The 19,588-nt window shown below is 67.2% G+C and carries 18 protein-coding genes; 7 read left to right on the plus strand and 11 right to left on the minus strand.

The features are described 5' to 3' along the window. Positions 1–3 precede the first annotated feature (3 nt). Positions 4–573 (minus strand): peroxidase-related enzyme, encoded by a 570-nt coding sequence (locus ACWDTI_RS19185; protein ID WP_449739702.1) that lies wholly within the window; start codon positions 571–573, stop codon positions 4–6. A gap of 224 nt (positions 574–797) precedes the next feature. On the opposite strand from ACWDTI_RS19185, the gene ACWDTI_RS19190 reads away from it, so the two are divergent. Genes ACWDTI_RS19190 through ACWDTI_RS19200 form a run of 3 tightly spaced genes read left to right on the plus strand, consistent with a single transcriptional unit; the run spans position 798 to position 2,585 of the window. Beyond that, positions 798–1,814: a DUF2235 domain-containing protein gene (locus ACWDTI_RS19190; RefSeq protein ID WP_449739703.1), complete on the plus strand. Its 1,017-nt coding sequence runs from the start codon at positions 798–800 to the stop codon at positions 1,812–1,814. A gap of 10 nt (positions 1,815–1,824) precedes the next feature. Next, complete coding sequence (locus tag ACWDTI_RS19195) at positions 1,825–2,292, plus strand: hypothetical protein (RefSeq protein ID WP_449739704.1); 468 nt, start codon at positions 1,825–1,827, stop codon at positions 2,290–2,292. Positions 2,293–2,297: 5 nt separating this feature from the next. Next, positions 2,298–2,585, plus strand: coding sequence for a hypothetical protein (locus tag ACWDTI_RS19200; protein ID WP_449739705.1), 288 nt, complete (start codon positions 2,298–2,300; stop codon positions 2,583–2,585). A gap of 33 nt (positions 2,586–2,618) precedes the next feature. On the opposite strand, the gene ACWDTI_RS19205 is transcribed toward ACWDTI_RS19200, so the two are convergent. After that, positions 2,619–3,104, minus strand: coding sequence for a transglycosylase SLT domain-containing protein (locus ACWDTI_RS19205; protein ID WP_449739706.1), 486 nt, complete (start codon positions 3,102–3,104; stop codon positions 2,619–2,621). Positions 3,105–3,776: 672 nt separating this feature from the next. Here ACWDTI_RS19205 and ACWDTI_RS19210 point away from each other — a divergent pair. Further along, positions 3,777–4,538, plus strand: a complete 762-nt coding sequence (locus ACWDTI_RS19210) for a hypothetical protein (protein ID WP_449739707.1) — start codon at positions 3,777–3,779, stop codon at positions 4,536–4,538. Between the two features lie 34 nt (positions 4,539–4,572). Here the strand turns inward: ACWDTI_RS19210 and fadD5 are convergent, their stop codons facing one another. After that, a complete protein-coding gene (fadD5, locus tag ACWDTI_RS19215; RefSeq protein ID WP_449739708.1) occupies positions 4,573–6,180 on the minus strand; it encodes a fatty-acid--CoA ligase FadD5 in 1,608 nt (535 codons plus the stop codon). A gap of 202 nt (positions 6,181–6,382) precedes the next feature. Between fadD5 and ACWDTI_RS19220 the strand changes: the two genes are divergently transcribed. Next, entirely contained in the window at positions 6,383–7,939 is a 1,557-nt protein-coding gene (locus ACWDTI_RS19220; protein ID WP_449739709.1) for an acetolactate synthase large subunit, read from the plus strand. Positions 7,940–8,145: 206 nt separating this feature from the next. Here ACWDTI_RS19220 and ACWDTI_RS19225 read toward each other — a convergent pair whose 3' ends face one another. Further along, complete coding sequence (locus ACWDTI_RS19225) at positions 8,146–8,925, minus strand: SDR family oxidoreductase (protein WP_449739710.1); 780 nt, start codon at positions 8,923–8,925, stop codon at positions 8,146–8,148. Next, positions 8,922–9,905, minus strand: coding sequence for an NADPH:quinone oxidoreductase family protein (locus tag ACWDTI_RS19230; protein ID WP_449739711.1), 984 nt, complete (start codon positions 9,903–9,905; stop codon positions 8,922–8,924). Before ACWDTI_RS19230 ends, ACWDTI_RS19225 begins: the two co-directional genes overlap by 4 nt. Before the next feature lie 171 nt (positions 9,906–10,076). On the opposite strand from ACWDTI_RS19230, the gene ACWDTI_RS19235 reads away from it, so the two are divergent. Further along, positions 10,077–10,553, plus strand: a complete 477-nt coding sequence (locus ACWDTI_RS19235) for a MaoC family dehydratase (protein ID WP_449739712.1) — start codon at positions 10,077–10,079, stop codon at positions 10,551–10,553. Positions 10,554–11,019: 466 nt separating this feature from the next. Here ACWDTI_RS19235 and ACWDTI_RS19240 read toward each other — a convergent pair whose 3' ends face one another. Then, the gene (locus ACWDTI_RS19240; RefSeq protein ID WP_449739713.1) at positions 11,020–12,162 is read right to left on the minus strand and encodes an RNA polymerase sigma factor; all 1,143 of its coding nucleotides are present in this window, start codon (positions 12,160–12,162) and stop codon (positions 11,020–11,022) included. Beyond that, on the minus strand, positions 12,159–12,566 hold the full coding sequence (locus ACWDTI_RS19245; RefSeq protein ID WP_449739714.1) for a YciI family protein: 408 nt from the start codon (positions 12,564–12,566) through the stop codon (positions 12,159–12,161). Before ACWDTI_RS19245 ends, ACWDTI_RS19240 begins: the two co-directional genes overlap by 4 nt. Positions 12,567–12,807: 241 nt before the next feature. Here ACWDTI_RS19245 and ACWDTI_RS19250 point away from each other — a divergent pair, with 241 nt between their 5' ends. Then, positions 12,808–15,048 carry an NADP-dependent isocitrate dehydrogenase gene (locus tag ACWDTI_RS19250; RefSeq protein WP_449739715.1) on the plus strand — a complete coding sequence of 747 codons (2,241 nt, stop codon included), beginning with the start codon at positions 12,808–12,810 and terminating at the stop codon, positions 15,046–15,048. A gap of 205 nt (positions 15,049–15,253) precedes the next feature. On the opposite strand, the gene ACWDTI_RS19255 is transcribed toward ACWDTI_RS19250, so the two are convergent. The 4 genes from ACWDTI_RS19255 to ACWDTI_RS19270 all read right to left on the minus strand — a co-directional run bounded on the left by ACWDTI_RS19255 (position 15,254) and on the right by ACWDTI_RS19270 (position 19,580). Continuing rightward, positions 15,254–16,453 (minus strand): alpha/beta hydrolase family protein, encoded by a 1,200-nt coding sequence (locus ACWDTI_RS19255; protein WP_449739716.1) that lies wholly within the window; start codon positions 16,451–16,453, stop codon positions 15,254–15,256. Positions 16,454–16,545: 92 nt separating this feature from the next. Further along, positions 16,546–17,544, minus strand: coding sequence for a cyclase family protein (locus tag ACWDTI_RS19260; protein WP_449739717.1), 999 nt, complete (start codon positions 17,542–17,544; stop codon positions 16,546–16,548). Next, positions 17,534–18,559 (minus strand): fumarylacetoacetate hydrolase family protein, encoded by a 1,026-nt coding sequence (locus ACWDTI_RS19265; protein WP_449739718.1) that lies wholly within the window; start codon positions 18,557–18,559, stop codon positions 17,534–17,536. The genes ACWDTI_RS19260 and ACWDTI_RS19265 overlap by 11 nt, the downstream gene beginning before the upstream one ends. Positions 18,560–18,602: 43 nt before the next feature. Next, positions 18,603–19,580: a VOC family protein gene (locus ACWDTI_RS19270; protein WP_449739719.1), complete on the minus strand. Its 978-nt coding sequence runs from the start codon at positions 19,578–19,580 to the stop codon at positions 18,603–18,605. Positions 19,581–19,588: the final 8 nt, after the last annotated feature.

The following is a 19,588-nucleotide window of genomic DNA, read 5'->3' on the forward strand; positions in this document are numbered from 1 at the left end:
CGCCTACCGCGGTGAACGGCCCATCGGGTAGAACTCAGGATTCGGCCTGAGGGCGGACAGATGCGCCAGCCTGTTGGACGCGGCGAACAGTGCGGTGATCGACCCGATGTCCCAGATCTCGTCGTCGGTCAACCCCGCGGCACGAGCGGCGTCGATGTGCCCCTGGCCGAACAGTTCGGGCTCGCGGGTGAGCGCGAGCGCGAGGTCCACGATCGAACGGCGACGGTCATCGAGTTCGGCCTGCCACGGGTTGGTGGCGACGCGGTCCGCGAGTTCCGGATCCTTGGCCCGCACACGGAGAATCGCGCCGTGTGCCACCACGCAATAGCCGCAGTGATTGGCGCCGGAGGTGGCCACCACCACCAGCTCCCGCTCGGCCTTGCTCAGCCCGTCTTCGCGCTCCATCAGCGCGTCGTGATAGTCGAGGAATGCGCGTAGTTCGGCCGGCCGGCGGCCGAGCGCTCGGAAGATGTTGGGGACGAACCCGGATTTCTCCGCGATCGGCGCGATCCGCTCGCGAAGATCTTCGGGCAACTCCTCGAGCTCGACGACTCCGAACCGACTGTCCACCATCACGTTCTCCTCACCGCTGCAATTTGTCTCCGGCAACCATCAAAGCCGGTCGCCGATCCGCGCACCACCCCGCCCCGTGCTCCGCAGGCGCCGTTGGGCATCGGGTAGCCACGCACCACTTGTGACGTGCGCGAAGGCGCAGAAACAGGTAGTCGACTACGCGCGGCAGACATCGTTGTGCGCCATACGGTTATCCCCACCGGCACGAACGATTGAGGCACGTGATGTCGAAGAACATTGTGTACTGCTCGGACGGGACATGGAACGGCCCGTCGACGCGGACGAATGTGTCGCGGTTGTACGACTCGCTCGTGGATGATCACGACTCGCAGCGGGCGCTCTACGACCCGGGCGTCGGCAGTAGCGGCGGACTGCTCGGCAAGATGCTCGGTGGTGCGTTCGGCGACGGACTGGTCGAGAACGTCCGCGAGGGATACGCACGGATCGCGGCCTGCTACGAACCCGGCGATCGCATCTTCCTGTTCGGCTTCAGTCGCGGTGCCTACACGGCGCGCAGCCTCGGCGGAATGATCGCCTACTGCGGGCTCCCGGCGCACGGTTCCACCGACCAGCTGGTGGCAACCGCCTACGCCGCGTACCGCGGGAGAGTCAACGGCGTGAGATGGGCGGCACGCCCGGCCGAGCTGATCGACGCCCACGTCGAGATGATCGGTGTGTGGGACACGGTGGGCACCTTGGGAGTTCCCGGCGCGCTGTTCGGCCATCAGGACGCCGAGAAGTACGGTTTCCTCGACACCGCATTGCATCGCGATGTGCGCGCGGGCTATCACGCACTGTCCATCGACGAGAAACGCCGGCAGTTCACGCCGACGCTGTGGGATGCGCCCGCGCCGGGCCAGGTCATCGAGCAGGTCTGGTTCGCGGGTGTGCACTGTGATGTCGGCGGTGGCGGACGGGCGCGGAAGACCAGCCTGTCGGAGATCACGCTGGGGTGGATGATGACCAAAGCCCGCGATCACGGTGTCCAGCTGACCCCGAACGCGGCCTACCCCCACTTGCTCATGCCGCCGCTGTCCGCGGGTGTTCCGATGCGCACGTCCTGGCGACCGTACTGGGGGTGGCCGGTTGAGCGCACGATTCCCGCGCACGCCACGATCGCCAACTCGGTCGCCGCCCGGGTGACCGAAAACCGGCACTATCGTCCCAAACGTCTGATCGATCCGATCACCCGCAGATTGGCGACGACTTTTCCGTTGGCCGCGGTCGTCGACATGGCGTGAGGGATCCGCGATGACCACTTTCGATGACGGGCTCGGCCTGCCGTATCGCGCACAGCAGACCCACACATCGGCGAAACCCTTTCTGCCGATGAGAGTTCAAGCAGTGCTCGGGGCGCTCACCGTGTTGTCGACCGCGGTGTTCGGCCTCCTCACGGCCTTTGAGATCGGGCACTGGACGGCCGCACAGATCACGTTGGTCGGCACCGCATTGGCGGCGTTCTGGGCGTTCGTCACCGCGGTGCTGGCTCACGTGCTGCCGAAGACTCCCCAACAGCCGGTGGCGGTCGCCGGCACCTTCACCGCGTTCGTGACGGCGACGTTGTCGCTCGGGGCCGGGTTCGGTTGGTGGCACGTGACCGAGGCGCAGAATGCGGCGCTCAACGGCATTGTCACGGCGCTCGTGGCGGTCGGCAGTGCATTGTTCGCGAGGACGGTCGTGGTGGCCCTACCGGATCGTCGTCACATCCCCGGAGGTTGATCGACATGTCCACCCTCATCGCTTCCCGCTCGGCGGTAGCTGCCTCGCCGCGGCTCCGGCATGCCGGTGCTGCGGTACTCGCCATCGCGGGGGCCGTCGTCATCGGCATGACCGCGGCGTCGGCGTCCACGAGCAGTGACCCGTCGGCACCGGTGCGCCCGACGCCTCAATCGTCGTCGTCGAGCGTCGTCAACTTCCCGGTGCCGCGCCTGGTGACCACCGGGCTGCAGACACCGGCGCCACCGGACCGCATCCAGACTGACCAGATGCGCGTGTTTCGGCCGTTGCCGTGATCACGCGGGTCCGGGGTTGACCGGCCGTGGGCGTCAGTACGCCGAGTTGACGTTGTCCATCGACCCGTAGGTGTGGGCCGCGTAGTTGCAGGCGGCGACGATGTTGGCGACCGGGTCGTAGACGTCGAACTTGGTGCCGGCGACGTGGTAGGCAGCGAACGTCGGGTCGATCACCTGGAGCAGGCCCTTCGACGGGATGCCGGCGGCGGCGTTCGAGTCGTAGAGGTTGATGGCCTGCGGGTTGCCCGTCGACTCGCGCATGATGTTGCGGTAGATGCCGTCGTAGCTGCCGGGGATGTTGTTCGCCTTCATGATGTCCAGCGACTCCCGGATCCAGCCGTCCAGATTGTTGGCGTACACCGGCTTCGGCGGGGTGGGGATCTGGAATGCCGCGACGTTGATCTTCGGCGCGGGAGTGATGGCCGCGACAGACGGCTTCGCGGCCGCATGCGTGACGGTCTGTTCGGCATGGGCCGGCTCGGACAGGAACAGCGACCCCGTGGTGAGCGCTGCGGCCATCAGGGCTCCAGCGCTTACGGCCAACTTGGCGTGCGGGTGGGACAGGCCGCCGATACGGCGGAGGGACTTCGATGAGCGGGGCATGAACTATTTCCTGAACTGGTCACGGCCGGGTTCGGCCGACAGCGTTCACCGCCCGAGATGCCGGAGCATGTTTCGGTTGCTGGTGTTCAACGCTGGATGGACTTATGACGTGGGGCGCATCGCCCCGGCGCATGACGCAATCGGCTGAGCCGGCCTACCGGTCCCGCGAATCTCGCGCAGACGGCCTCGGCTTACAACGCCGCGATGGCCGCTGCGAGATCGTGGATTGCGCATGCGGTAGATTTCCGCATGGCTGTTCAACTTTCTCGTGCTGCGCAGACCCCGTCGTGGGTGTCTGCCTCGTGGCAGGTAACAGATTGATATACATGCCTGAGAATCTGCTGAGAGAATGGTGTCTGTGGCGGCTCTCGGAGCGGTGATGGATTAGGCCGCAGCATCGAGAAACCGACGATGTCCTGCGCAGACACCCTCAGACCGTCTGCGTGACCCGAATCACAGAAGCCGATCGGCGTCCGTAGCGATTTCGTTGCCTTATCTTGGCCGATTAGATGCATTCCGGCGCCGACTTCCCGCTGTTACCGGACCTATCCTGCAGCGAAAGGGCGGCGTGCGCCGCCGGATGGGTGGATGCCGGTGAAACGAGGGACCGGTCGCCGTATCGCCGCACTGGCCGCGGCCGCCCTCACCGTGCTCGTGGGCGGGGCGTGCGGGCGCACCGAGCCCACGCCGGTTGCCACGTCCTCCCCTGCCTCGGCCGACCGCATACCCGCCGCCTTCGACGTGACGTTCCGCTGGGTCAAGGGCGACACCTTCGATGTGACCGGCCCGGACGGCACCTTCGTCCGCGCGTTCGTCGAGTCTTTCGAACTGGCCAATGCCGCCGGATCCGTGAACTGGGGTTACCGCGGCTTCGTCGATGCGGCGCCGTCGAACATCGCGCAGATGATCGGCGTGTACCCACCCCCGGAGTCGACCGCGAATCCCGGGGTCGGCACCGCGTTCTTCACCGGCCTGCGCCGCGTCGACGATGGCCCGATGACACGAATTGTGCTGTGCCGCTATGGGTATCGGTCGATTCGGAACAGCACGGGCACCTGGGACTCGGTCACCGACGCTCCGCGGCCGGTGGAGATCGACTTCCGACGGGGCACGCGGACGCCGACCACCGACGGCCACGGCACCTCACGGACGCCGACGGGAGACGTGTTCGGCGACTGGTATGTGACCCGCTACGACTTCAGTGCGGTCTATCCGACGCCCACCGACGACGAGCGGGCGTGCGCGTCGTCGGTCCCCGCCGAGGTGCCCGACCGGGAGCCGGTCCGCAGCAAGTCGCCGTGGCCGGCGATGACACCGTCCCCCGGCTGGTCGACGTCGGCGCCGGTGTGAGCAGGCCGGACGTCGACGACCAGGGCCGGCGGAGTCAGTCGGACAGCCCCGCGTCCTTGCTGCCGTAGGATTCCCGCAGCCGCGGCTTGAGGACCTTGCCGCTGGCGTTGCGCGGGAGCTCGTCGACGACGACCAGGTCCTTCGGGTGCTTGAACCGGGCCAGGTTGTCGTTGAGGTAGGGCTCCATCTCGATGAGGGTCAGCTCGCCGACACCCTCGGCGAGGACCACGACGGCGACCGGTACCTCGCCCCACTTCTCATGGGCACGGCCGATGATCGCGGCCTCGATGATCTTGGGATGGCTGAACAGGACGTTCTCCACCTCGGCGCAATAGATGTTCTCGCCGCCGGAGATGATCATGTCCTTGGCGCGGTCGACGACATAGAGGAAGCCCTCCTCGTCCTCGCGGACCAGGTCGCCGGAATGGAACCAGCCGCCGCGGAACGCCTCGGCGGTGCCCTCGGGGTTCTGCCAGTAGCCCTTCATCATGTTGGGCCCGCGGTAGACGATCTCGCCGACCTCGCCGCGCTTGACGTCGTTCATCAACGGGTCGACGATGCGGGCGGTCACGCACGGCACGACCTTGCCGATCGATCCCTTCTTCCGCAGCGCATCCGTGCCCTCGAGGATGCACGTCACCGGCGACATCTCGGTCTGGCCGAACGCCGTCATGTTGAGTGCGTCGGGGAAGTTCTCGTTCATGGCGTTCAGGACGGTGTCCGACGCCGGCGCGGCACCCCAGCTGATGGTGCGGAGTTTCAGGTTGCGGGGCTTGGCCTTTTGCGCCGCGCACACCGCCTGCCATTGGGCGGGCACCATGAACACCGACGTCGTGCCCTCACGTTCGAGGGTGTCGAGCATGTCCTCGGGATCGAAGGCGCCGAGCGGATGAATCACCGCCGCGGTGCCCCGGTAGAACACCGGGGCGAACCCTCCTATCCCGGCGATGTGGAAGATGGGCGGGACCACCGAGGCGACGTCGTCGTCGGAGTGGCCCTGCGTCACACTGATCGTCGTGACCGCCTGCGCCTGGATGTTGGTGTGGGTCAGCATGGCGCCCTTGGGTTTTCCGGTGGTGCCCGAGGTGTACATGATCAGCGCGACGGTGTCCTCGGGGACGTCGATCTCCGGCAGGTCGGAGGAGTCCTCGGCGAGGAGTTCCTCGTAATCGAGATGGGTGTCGTTGTCGCTGCCGCCGACGATGATCAGGGTGTCGATCGCGCCCGTCGCCGCGCTGACGGCATCCCCGAGCGGCGCGAGCAGCGTCTCGGTGACGAAGACCTTTGCGCCGCTGTCGGTGACGAGGAACGCGAGTTCGGCCGGACTGAGGCGGATGTTGACCGGCACCGCGATGGCGCCGATCAGATTGGCGCCGAGCACCGCCTCCACGTACTCGGTCCGGTTGAGCAATGCCATCATGACGCGATCACCGAACGTGACCCCGCGGCGCGACAACGCGGCGGCGAACGCCCGTGACCGCTCATCGAGATCCCGCCACGTCGTCACCTGACCGAGGTACTTCAGCGCGGTGGCGTCCGGTGTCATGAACGCATGCCGACGTATCTGGTTGTTCCAATGGTTGCGGCGCGATCGCATCGGCTCGGTCGTCAGCTCGTTGCTCTGTTCGGCGGCAGTGGTCATCTGGTCTGCGGTCCTTCCGTCACGCGCGTGAATGCCCCTCAAGGGTCTCCCTCGCCCCCACACTAGAGGTCGACGAGTGGTCTGGGTCACGGTTTCGCATACGAGGTGACACGGTTGTCAACTGTCTTTTCCTATCCTCCGGGTCGCGGCGCGCAGTACGGTCGTCGTGAGACCGTGCAACCGGATCTGGAAGGCGGCAAACGTGAATGGCGCGCAATCGCTGATCGAGAGTCTGGTCTCGGCCGGTGTCGATGTCTGCTTCATGAACCCGGGCACCTCGGAAATGCATTTCGTCCATGCGTTGGACGCGGTGCCGACGATGCGCGGAGTCCTCGGCCTGTTCGAGGGTGTGGTCACCGGCGCCGCCGACGGCTATGCCCGAATCTCGGGTAAGCCGGCGGCGGTGCTGCTGCACCTGGGACCGGGGCTGGGCAATGGACTGGCCAACCTGCACAACGCCCGCCGAGCACACACCCCGATGCTGTGCATCGTCGGCGCGCACGCCACCGGGCACGTCCGCTACGACGCGCCGCTGCAATCCGACATCGAGGCGGTGGCCCGCAGCGTTTCCGGCTGGGTGCACACCAGCGGCACCTCGCGGGAGGTCGCCGCCGACGCGATGCGTGCCCTGGCGGCAACCGAATTCGACGGTGGGCAGATCGCCACGCTGGTCCTGCCGGCCGATGTGTCGTGGGACGAGGGCGGCGTGCTCGCATCCCGGAAGCCGGTTCGTGGACCGGCCCCGGTGGCGGCCGACGTCGTCGACGCGGCCGCCGCCGCCGCGCATGCCGGAGCGGCGACGTTGCTGTTCCTCGGCGGTCCCGCCCTCGGTGAGCGGGGGCTGGTGGCGGCCAGTCGCATCGCCAACGCCACCGGTGTGCGCCTGCTCATCGAGACCTTCCCGGCGCGCCTGGAGGCCGGCGCGGGTCTCCCCGCGATCGACGGCCTCGCCTACTTGGCCGAGGCCGCGCAACAACAACTCGCCGGCAGCCAGACCCTCATCCTCGCGGGCGCGAAGTCGCCGGTGTCGTTCTTCGCCTATCCGGACAAGGCCAGCGACCTGGTACCCGACGACTGCACCGTCCTGCCGCTGGCCGGACCCGGCGACGATGTCGTCGGCGCTCTCGAGCAGCTTGCCGCACGCGTGGCCGCCGACGTGGACGCGACGCTCTCGCAGCCGCGGGAAGCGCTACCGATCCCGTCAGAACCGTTGGACGTCAACAACTTCGCCGCCGCGGTCGCCGCAACCCTACCGGCGAACGCGATCATCGCCGACGAAGCCAACACCTCCGGATTCGCGCTACCGAAGGCACTGGCCACCGCACCCCGCCACAGCCGCCTGACGCTGACCGGCGGTGCCATCGGACAGGGACTCCCGACCGCCGTGGGAGCGGCCATCGCCGCACCGGACCGGCCGGTGCTCTGTCTCGAGGCCGACGGCAGCGCCATGTACACCATTCAGTCGCTCTGGACCCAGATGCGCGAAAACCTCGACGTCACAACGGTTGTGCTCAACAACTCGGCCTACGCGATCCTGCGGCTGGAACTCATGCGTACCGGCGCGGGCGCCGCGCAGGAGCGGTCGGGCCCGATGCTCTCCCTGACCGACCCGGATCTGGACTTCGTCGCGCTGGCGACCGGCATGGGTGTGCCGGCCAGTCGGGTGACCACCGCCGACGGGTTGGCCGAGGCCCTGCGCGCGGCGTACGCGGAGCCGGGCCCCCACCTCATCGAAGCGGTGATCCCGCCGATCGTGTAGGTCGGCGGTGGTCAGGAGTCGCCACGACGGGTCAGGGTGTTACGCCGGCGACGTCAACTCTGCCGGTTCCCCCGAATCATCGTCCCGTGCTCTGCGGCGTCCTCGCGGGCAGTGCGTGGACTCCACCGACCCGCGCATGTGTAGTGGCTGGTGTCGGGCGTGGGTGCTCTCGGGTGACGGACGTGCCCAGTGCGGGAGTCGGGTGGTCATCGGGTGCCGCTGATGCCTCCGTCCACGGGCAGGATCGCGCCCGTCAGGTAGGCGCCGGCGCGTGAGGACAAGAAGATCGCGGTCCCGGCGATGTCCTCGAAGCTGCCCACCCGTCCGAGCGGCACACCGCCCTCGACCTGCGCTCGCAGGTCGGGGTCGTCGAGCAGGAACGCGGTCATCTTCGACGGAAACGGTCCTGGCGCAATGGCATTGACCGTGATGTTCTCTGCCGCCAGGGTGCCGGCGAGCTTGCGGGTGAGCATGTGGACCGCGGCTTTCGAGGCGCCGTAGGAGAAGTTCTCGGTGTGTGACACCACCAGGCCGTCGATGGAACCGATGTTGATCACCCGCGCCGGTCCGGCCGCCTCGGCAGCGGCCCGCAATCGGGGAAGCAGCGCCTGGGTCATCTCGAACACCGAGGTCACGTTGAGATTCAGGATCTTGTCGAACCCCGAGCGCGGGAACTCGTCGACCGGTGCACCCCAGGTGGCGCCGGCGTTGTTCACCAGGACGTCGACGCGGTCGAACGTCTCGGCCACGTGACCGGCCAGCGCGGCGATACCCTCGGGAGTCGCCAGATCCGTTGCGAACGCGGAGACCTCGCCGAACTCCGAAAGTTCGGCGTGGGCGGCCCGACAGGCCTCGGCCTTGCGGGAGGAGATGATCACCCGCGCACCGGCCTGCAGGAAGCCGCGCGCGATCATCATCCCGACGCCCCGGGTGCCGCCCGTGACCACCACGCACTTTCCGGTCACGTCGAACAGCGACCCGCTCACGGCGTGAACACCAGACGTCCGACCGTGGTGCCATCGCCGAGCCGGCCGAGTCCGTCGGCGACGTCGGCGAACCTGAGGCGCTCCCCGATCAGCAGCTTGAGCAATCCGGCATCGGCCATCCGGGTCAACTCGGCGTGGCACTCGTCGACGACTGCAGGGTTCTTCTTCTGATAGAGGCCCCAATGCAGGCCGACGATCGAGTAGTTCTTGATCAGGGCGTGGTTGAGGGCCGGCTGCGGAATCGTGCCGCCGGCGAAGCCGATCACGACGATTCGTCCCTCGAAGGCAATACATTTGGTGGACCCGGCGTAGGCGTCGCCCCCGACGGGGTCGAAGACGATGTCGGCGCCGTGTCCGCCCGTCACCTCCTTCACCGTCGCGACGAAATCCTCGCTTCGCCGATCGACGACGACGTCGGCGCCGAGTTCCGCCGCATACCTCGCCTTCTCCGGCCCGCCGACCACGCCGATCACGGTGGCGCCGGCCGACTTGCCCAGTTGCACCGCGGCACTGCCCACACCTCCGGCCGCGGCGTGCACGAGCAGGAAGTCACCCGGCGCGATGGACGTGCGGCGGTGCAGGGCGAACCACGCCGTCTGATAACCGATGGTCAGGGCCGCGGCCTCGGCGTCGTCGAGGGCCGCCGGGGCCGGAAAGACGTTGGCCTGGTCCATCACCGCGTACTCGGCGAATGAGCCACCGGGAAGCACCGGCGTGCCGACCACCCGATCGCCGACGTTCGCGCGGGTCACCCCGCTGCCGATCGCCACGACGTCCCCGCACAACTCGACTCCGGGGGTGAACGGCAACGGCGGTTTGATCTGATACTCGCCCCGGCACAGCAGCACGTCCGGGAAATTGGCGGGCGCGGCCAGGACCCTGACCAGGACCTGCCCATCGCCTGCCGTCGGATCAGGGACCTCCTCGAGACGCAGGACGTCGCGCGCTTCTCCGAGTTCGTGTACACGCCAAGCCTTCATCTGGTCGATCACTCCAATTCTCTTGTTGCCGGGCACTTTCGGAGTCACGGCGGTGCCGTACGCACCGTGGTCCTGCCGGACCACCGTGATCCAGGTCTCAGCAATGTATAGTTGAACTTGCCGTCAACTTCAATAGTGTGGCTCGCCAGAGTTACGACCCGAGGAGAATGCATGGATACGACCACCCTCCCCGTTCGTCCGACATCCGCCGCCGACCTTGCGGAATTGGTCGGCACGGAGTTGGGCCCCACGGACTGGTATGAGGTCGGCCAAGAGCGGGTGAACACCTTCGCTGACGCCACCGACGACCACCAATGGATTCACATCGACACCGCGAAGGCGGCCGCAAGTCCCTTCGGCGGCACGATCGCGCACGGGTTGTTGAGCCTCTCGCTCGGCCCCCACCTGTCGGGGCAGCTGCTGGCATTCGACGGCTTCGCGCACGGACTCAATTACGGCTACAACAAGGTTCGGTTCCCGGCACCCGTGCCGGTCGGTTCGCGCGTCCGGATGCGGGTGACGGTGCTCGCCGCCGACGAGTTGCCGGGCGCCATCCAGATCACGACGCAGCAGGTGCTCGAACGTGAGGGTTCCGACAAGCCGGTCATGGTCGCCGAATCGATCGCCCGCGTGGTCGCCGCGGGCTGAGGTCGACCGTCGGACGCACGGAAATCCGCGACGTTCGACGTCGGCCGAGGGAGTGATCCGCCTACGCGCGCTGAGTGCGCGGTTAGGCGAGGCACCCGGTCGGGACCACCGAATCACGACGCCATGTCAAGGATTGCCGCACCCGCGCGGCCCCACGCAGCAGGTGCTCGAACGTGAGGGTTCTGACAAGCCGGTCATGGTCGCCGAGTCGATCGCCCGCGTGGTTGCCGCGGGCTGAGGTCGACCGTCGGACGCACGGAAATCCGCGGCGTTCGACGTCGGCCGAGGGAGTGGTCCGCCTACGCGCGCTCACAGCGCGATCACGCGACAGTTATTGACGCGTGAACGCGCTGGGTGGGCGGTTAGGCGAGGAACCCGGTCGGGACCACCGAATCACGACGCCATGTCAATGATTGCCGCACCCGCGCGGCCTCACGGGTCGGGTGATCACGCTCGGGTCACGACGCTATGTCAACGACTGCCGCACCCGCGCGGCCTCACGGGTGAGGTGATCACGCTCGGGCACGGTGGTCGCCGCACGTGCCGCGTCCGCGTACAGAGTGGCCGCACGTTCGCTGTCGCCGGCGCGCTCGTGCAGGTATGCGGCGACGGCGGCATGCCGTGGCACATCCGGATCCACGTCGGCGAGCGCCGCCAGACCGGCCGCCGGGCCATCGGCCTCACCGACGGCCACGGCCCGGTTGAGACGGACGACCGGACTGTCGGTGAGGGCGAGGAGTTCGTCATACCACTCCACGATCTGCAGCCAGTCGGTCTCCGCGGTGGTGGGTGCGTCGGCGTGCAGGGCGGCGATCGCCGCCTGCGCCTGATATTCGCCGAGCCGATCGCGGGCCAGCGCGGCCTGCAGGATCTCGATTCCCTCGGCGATCATCGCGGTGTCCCACCGGCCTCGTTCCTGCTCGGCCAGCGGTACCAGCCGTCCACCCGGGCCGGTCCGGGATGCCCGTCGCGCATGGTGCAGCAGCATCAATGCCAGCAGGCCGGCGACCTCGGGCTCGTCGGTGACCGCCGCGAGCTGGCGGCCCAGCCGGATGGCCTCCGCAGCGAGGTCGACATCCCCGGTGTAGCCCTCGTTGAAGACGAGATACAGGACTCGCAGCACCGTCGCCAGATCGCCCGGCCGGTCGAGCGGGAGCCCGGCGAGCTTGCGCTTGGCGCGACTGATCCGCTGTGCCATCGTCGCCTCGGGCACGAGATACGCCGATGCGATCTGCCGGGTCGTCAGACCGCCCACCGCGCGCAGCGTCAACGCCGCCGCCGAGCTCGACGACAGCACCGGATGTGCGCACAGAAAGTACAGCTGCAGCGTGTCGTCGACCGCGGGGGCCGGTCCGGGCGGAGGCTCGGTGTCGGCGGCGAGCTCACGCCCGCGACGGGCCGAGCTAGCCCGCGTGATGTCGATGAATCGATGCCACGCCACGGTGACCAGCCAGGCCTTCGGATCGTTCGGCGCGTCGTCGGGCCAGGTCTGCAACGCCCGGATCAGGGCCTCCTGGACGGCGTCCTCCGCCGACGCGAAGTCGGCGCCGCGGTGGACCAGGACACCGATCACCGACGGCACCAACTCGCGCAGCAGTGCGTCGTTCACTCGCTCTCGCGGGGATGCTCCGACATGAACGGCCGGAGCTCGAGCCACTCGTGGATGGGCTTCCCGCCCGGTCCGGGTGCGGCCGAGAGCTCGCCGGCAAGTTCCAGCGCGCGGTCATGGGTGTCCACGTCGATGACCATCCAGCCGGCGATCAGGTCCTTGGTCTCGGCGAACGGACCGTCGGTCACCGGGGGCCGGCCCTCACCGTCGTAGCGCACGAAGGTGCCCTCCGGGGCCAGTGCCTGGGCGTCGACGAATTCGCCCGACTGCTCCAGTTTCGCCGCGAAGTCGCGCATGTACTGGATGTGGGCGTCGATCTCGTCGGGTGTCCACCGATCCATCGGTTGCATGTCGATGACCGGTGTCGGGCCACCGCGGTAGTGCTTGAGCAGCAGATACTTCATGGCGATCTCCTTTGTCGTCGTGCGGCTCGTTCGGCCGCATCTACCCCTGGGACGGTGCCGACACCCCATTCTCGACATCGGTCACGACATTTCTTCGACAATCCGATTCTGGCCGGACGTGACGTGATCCACACATCACAGACCCCATCTGTGCGCGCTCGGTGACATCAACCGCGATACTGGTAGGGCGAACAGCACGGACCACAAGTCACGTGCCCGACCATGGAGGCAAAAGAGGAACATGACCGCGGAAAAGCCGACCATCATTTACACGCTGACCGACGAGGCGCCGATGCTGGCGACGTACGCCTTCCTTCCGGTGATACGAACGTTCGCCGATGCGGCCGACATCAACGTCGAGACCAGCGACATCTCGGTTGCCGCGCGCGTCCTCGCCGAATTCCCGGACTACCTGACCGACGAGCAGAAGGTTCCCGACAATCTCGGCGAACTGGGCCGTCTCACGCAACTGCCCGACACCAACATCATCAAGCTCCCGAACATCAGTGCGTCGGTGCCGCAGCTGCAGGCGACCATCAAGGAACTCCAGGGCAAGGGCTACGCCATCCCGGACTTCCCCGGCAACCCCAAGACCGACGAAGAGCGCGAAATCCGCGAGCGCTACACCAAGTGTCTCGGTAGTGCGGTCAATCCTGTTCTGCGCGAAGGAAACTCGGACCGCCGTGCGCCCAAGGCGGTGAAGGAATACGCGAAGAAGCATCCGCACAGCATGGGCAAATGGTCGATGGCCTCGCGCACCCACGTGGCACATATGACCGGTGGCGATTTCTACCACGGCGAGAAGTCGATGACCGTCGAGGGTGACCGCGAGATCAAGATGGAGCTGATCCCCCGCGACGGCGGCGAGACCGTCGTCCTCAAGCCGAAGGTGAAGCTGACCGACGGCGACGTCATCGACAGCATGTTCATGAGCAAGAAGGCGCTCGTAGACTTCTACGAGAAGCAGATCGAGGACGCCTACGAGACCGGCGTCATGTTCTCGCTGCACGTGAAGGCCACCATGATGCGGGTCTCGCACCCGATCGTCTTCGGTCACGCGGTCAAGGTCTTCTACAAGGATGCCTTCGCCAAGCACGGCGCACTGTTCGACGAACTCGGCGTGAACGTCAACAACGGGCTGTCGGATCTGTACAGCAAGATCGAGTCGCTGCCGAGCGCCCAGCGCGAAGAGATCGTCGACGACCTGCACAAATGCCACGAGCACCGACCCGAGCTCGCGATGGTCGACTCGGCGCGCGGCATCTCGAACTTCCACTCCCCCAGCGACGTCATCGTCGACGCGTCGATGCCGGCGATGATCCGTGCCGGCGGCAAGATGTACGGCGCGGACGGCCGCCTGAAGGACACCAAGGCGGTGAACCCGGAGTCGACGTTCGCCCGCATCTATCAGGAGATGATCAACTTCTGTAAGACCAACGGTGCGTTCGATCCGACGACCATGGGCACCGTGCCCAACGTCGGTCTGATGGCACAGAAGGCAGAGGAGTACGGCTCGCACGACAAGACCTTCGAGATCGCGCAGGCCGGCACCGCCAACATCACCGACCTCAAGACCGGCGAGGTGCTACTCACCCAGGAGGTGGACGAGGGCGACATCTGGCGTCTGTGCATCGTCAAGGACGCCCCGATCCAGGACTGGGTCAAGCTCGCCGTGACCCGCGCGCGGGACTCCGGGATGCCCGTGGTGTTCTGGCTCGACCCCTACCGTCCGCACGAGAACGAGCTGATCGCCAAGGTGCACAAGTACCTGCCCGATCACGACACCGAGGGCCTCGACATCCAGATCATGTCGCAGGTGCGTGCCATCCGGTACACCATGGAACGGCTGATCCGCGGCATGGACACCATCTCCGCGACCGGCAACATCCTGCGCGACTACCTCACCGACCTGTTCCCGATCCTGGAACTGGGCACCAGCGCGAAGATGCTGTCGATCGTGCCGCTGATGGCCGGTGGCGGGCTCTACGAGACCGGCGCGGGCGGCTCGGCACCCAAGCACGTCAAGCAGCTCGTCGAGGAGAACCACCTCCGTTGGGACTCGCTCGGCGAGTTCCTGGCGCTCGCGGTGAGCCTCGAGGAGCTCGGCAAGAAGTTCGACGACAAGCGCGCCACGATCCTGGCCAAGGCACTCGACGCGGCCACGGGCAAGCTGTTGGAGAACGACAAGGGTCCGTCGCGCAGCACCGGTGAGCTCGACAACCGCGGCAGCCAGTTCTATCTGGCCCTGTACTGGGCGCAGGAGCTGTCCGAGCAGACCGAGGATCCCGAGCTCGCCGAGCGTTTCAAGCCGCTGGCCGAGACGCTCGCCGCCAACGAGGACACCATCGTCGAGGAGCTCAACGCGGCTCAGGGCACCGAGGTCGACCTGGGTGGCTACTACTTCCCGGACCCGGAGAAGACCGCCGACGTGATGCGCCCGAGCAAGACGTTCAACGAGGCGCTGGAGTCCGCGCGCGCCTGAGCCGGCCTGTCGCTCAGCCGCGCGGCGCCCGTCGCGCGCCTGAGCGATCCCGTCGCTCCCTGAGCTTGTCGAAGGGAACGCCCGGGTTCCTACCCGATTCCCACGCTGCAAAGTGGGAAGTTGGGAGGAACCCGGGCGTTTCCCCTTCGACAAGCTCAGGGTGCGGGTGGGACGCTCAGGGAGCGGGTGGGACGCTCAGGGCGGGTCAGCGAGCGGCGACGGCCTCGGGCGTCGGCTCGGGAGCGGCGGCCAGCTCGGCGAAGGTGTCGGCAACCCAGTCGGCGACGAAGCTGCTGACGTAGCCGAAGTTGTCGAGACCGATGTGCTCGGTCGCCCCTTCGTCGGCGGTGAACACCCGCAGTTCCCGCTTGGGACTGTTGACCGCCTGGTCGTAGGAGCGCTGCGCGAGTTCCACCGGGATCTGCCGGTCGCCGGCCCCGTGGGCGACGAGGAACGGCACGGTGATCTGCTCGACGACACCGTCGAGGTTCACGTTGTCGGCCATGTCGAGGAAGGTGTCGAGATCGGTCTCGCCCCAGACCCACAGGACGTGCTCCCAGTAATGCGGCACGGGGCGCTCGCCCTCACGTTCGACGCGACGACGCTGAACCTTGCCCCAGTCGTGGTTGGCGCCCCACGCCACGCACAGTGCGAGCCGCTTTTCGAAGGCCGCGGCGCGGGGTGCGTAGTAGCCGCCGAGTGACCAGCCGACGATGCCGACGCGGCTCGAGTCGATGGCCGGGTCGTTCTCCAGGAAGTCGACGCAGGCGGCCGCCCATTCCTCCGTGTTGATCTGCGCGGTCAGCCCCTGTTTGCGCAACGCCTCGCCGGATCCGGGTGTGTCGACCATGAGGGTGGCGATGCCGCGTGCGGCCAGCTCACGGCTGTGCTCGGACACGTACATGTGCTCTTTGGTGCTGTCGAGGCCGTTCCACTGGATCATCGCCGGCACCGGAGCGCCGTCGGTGGTGATCGGCTTGGTGAAGTAGGCCGGAAGAGTGGTGTCGCGGAACGGGACCTCGACGCGCCGGGTCAGCGGATCGGCCAGCTCGAAGGAGCGTTCCATCAGCTTCAGGCAGCGGTCATAGGTCGCGTCGCGTTCGGGCGTGCCCGCCTTCTGCATACGTTCGGCGGTGATCAGGTAGTTGGCGGCACGGGCATAGGTCTGGCCTGCCGTCCGCAGGTGTCCCTTGGTCACGTTCTCCTCGGCCTGCTCCTCGAGTTGGTCGACGAGCGCGGTCCAGGTGCGCAGGAAATCCTCGGTGCCGACGTCCTCGTTGGTGGAGGCGACGTCGCGCAGCGGGCGGCAGGCGCGGTCGATCTCGTCGATACGGCCGCCGCTGTTCAGCGCGCCGGCGATCGCGAAGTTCCATACGTATTTGTTGCCTTGGAAATATTCGAACATGGTTCCTCCAGAATGGAATTGGTCGGTTTCTCACGCTTCATGGCTCGCGCCTCGGGGAGCGGAAGGGGCGGAAGGTGGCTGCGAGCGGATGCTCAGCGGATCGCGATCGGATTGATCGGGGATCCGACGGCGCCCGTGATGGGTAGCGGCGGTGCGACGAGCATGAACTCGTATCGACCGTCGGCAGCGCAGGCGGAGGCGAGCGCGTCGAGGTGCCACATCTCGCCGATGTAGAGCCCGATGTGCGGGATCGCCACCTGATGCAGTGGCTGGAAGGCGACGTCGAACTCGTTCGGCCGTACCTCGAATCCCCAGGTGTCGGTGGCGATTCCGGCGATCTCCCGGTCGTGGAGCCAGTCGGCCGTGGTGAACGACAGGCCCGGCGCGGGCCCGCCGGCGTAGTCGCCCCACCCGTCGCGCAGTGCACGGGTGAGTTGTCCGGTCCGCACGCACACGAAGTCGGCGCGTCCGACGGCCGACGACACACCCTGCTCGGAGATCGTCTGGTCCAGGTGGTCGGCCGTGATCGCGAAGCCGTCGGGCAGTTCGCCGTGGTCGCCGATCACCCGGCCCACGTCGAGCAGCACACCGCGCCCCACCATCCGGTCGGCGGCGGTCTCGATGCCGGTCACCTGGTCCCCCGCCGCGGTGACGACCTGTCCGGAGCGTCGACCGTTCCAGGCCCGCCCGTGATCGAAGATGTGCCCCAGACCGTCCCACTGCGTCGAGCACTGCAGTGGCATCGCGATCACGTCGTCGGCGCCGCCGAGTCCGTGCGGGAACCCCTGGATCCCGGCTTCGGCGTCGACGCCGGTGTCGAGCATGGTGTGCACCGGATTGGTGCGTCGCCGCCAGCCCTTCTGCGGTCCGTCCATGTCGAACGGCAGTGACAGGCTGAGGGTTTCGCCGGTGCGCACGAGACCGGCCGCGCGGATGCGATCACCGGGGGTCAGGTGATTGAGCGTGCCGTGGACGTCGTCGTCGCCCCATCGGCCCCAGTTGGAGCAGCGTGCGACGGCAGCGGCGATGGCTCCTTCGGGGTCGGTGCGATCGAGGGCGGTCGGCGACGAAGCGCTGGTGTCAGTGCTCATGGCTGCTCCCGGGGGTGCTGGACGCCAGGTCGCGGGAGCGGTGCTCGTCGCGGCGGCGTTGCTGATCGGTCATGCGCGGCGCGGGCATCGGTTCCGGAGCCGGCCAGGGTGCGCCGATCGTGTTGCGCAGGGTTCCGATGCCCTCGACCGTCAGCTCCACGACATCGCCTTCGGTCAGCGGAGCCGGATCGAGAGTGCCTCGGCGGCCCCATAATTCGGCGAGGCAGCCGCCGTTGCCGGCCGTCCCGGAGCCGAGGACGTCGCCCGGCTTGACGACGCTGTTGCGGGATGCGAAGGCGATCATGGCGGCGAAGGACCAGCCCATGTTGGTGGTGACGTCGTGCCCGATCTCCTCCCCGTTGACGCGGACCGTGCAGGTCAGGTCGAGGAAGCCGTCGGGGTCGACACGGTCGGCGAACTCGTCGGCGGTCACGATGACCGGACCGAGCGAATTGTTGAAGTCCTTTCCCTTCGCCGGGCCGAGCCCGATCTGCATCTCGCGGCCCTGGAGGTCACGCGCCGACCAGTCGTTGAGAATGGTGTAGCCGAAGATGAGGTCACCGGCGTCAGCGACGGGAACATCCGTGCCCGTTCCGCCGACCACGACGGCGACCTCGAGCTCGAAGTCGAGCTTCTCCGAGCCACCGGGAGCCCGGACCACGGTGTCGGGGCCGGTGATGGTGTGCGGATTGGTGAAGTAGAAATGCGGTGCGTCGCACCATGCTTCGGGCACACCGGACTGTTGCTGGATGGACGCCCGGACACCTTCGACATGCTCGGCGAAGGTGACGAAGTCGCGGATCGTGGGCGGTTGCAGCGGCGCGATCACCTCGACGTCGTCGAGCGATCGGGTCTTGCCGGACTCGACGGCCCGACCCCCTTCGACAAGCGCCGCCTCGAGCCCGGTCGAGATGACATCGAGCATGGTGCGATCGGGTTCGAGGAGATGCGCGCCGCGCTCGGTGATCACCGCGGCTCGCGGCTGACCGTCGGCCATGATGGTGGCGAACTTCATCGGGCGAACCTTTCTGGGTGGCAGATGGATTCCGGCATCGAGATCAGACCGGCGGGGCCACGAACAGGCCCTTGTCCGGATCGTTGAACGACCGCGATGCCACGAACTCGTTCATCGCGTTGGCCGTGCCCCACTGGTCGGTGACGTCCGGGTTGGAGAAGTCGTACAGGTGCGGATGCCACGTGTCCTCGTCGAGCACTTCGAGCTCGGTGGTGTACTCCATGGTGTTGCCGTTCGGGTCCAGGAAGTACGAGAAGGTGTTGTTGCCGGCCATGTGTCGGCCCGGGCCCCAGATCTTTTCGGCACCCACCCGCAGCAGGCGCCCGGTGCCACGCATGTATTCGTCCAACCCGCGCAACTCGAACGACGCGTGATGCAGCGCGGTGTGCGGCCCCCGCGCGATCGCCAGCGAATGATGTGCGGTGTTGGTGCGCATGAACCACATCATCCGACCCATCCTCGGGTGCATGAGAATGTCGGACACGCGGAACCCGAAGTGGCGCTCGTAGAACGCCACGGTCTTCTCCGGCTCGGGGCTGTTGATGACGACGTGGGACAACTTGACCGGAATCGACTCGCCCTCTTCGATCTTGCGATGTTCGCGCACGTCGACGTCGGCAGAGACCTCGAACGTGCGTCCCTCGCCGTCGAAGAACCGGAAGCCGTACCCGGCGCCGGGTGTCTGCCGAGTCCCGGGTTCGTCGATCAGGGTCACCCCGGAGCGGCCCAGGCGGAGAGCGAGATCGTCGACGGCCTGGCGGTCGGCGGCGCCGAAGGAGATCAGGTCGAGTCGTTTGTCGGTCGACCGGCGGACGCGCACCACGTACTTCTCCGGTGAACCCTCGGCGGCGAGATAGGTCACGTCGCCGTCGGAACCGACGTCGGTGAGTCCCCAGTTGCTGGTGTAGAAGTCGATCTGCTTCTGGTAATCGGGCACCGCGATCGCGACGTGGCGCAGATGGGTGAATGCGTAGTCGGACTGCTGGTCGGCCGCGGCGTCATGAACGGTGTCGGTGGTCATCGGTGGCT

Source organism: Gordonia sp. NPDC003424 (assembly GCF_053588655.1).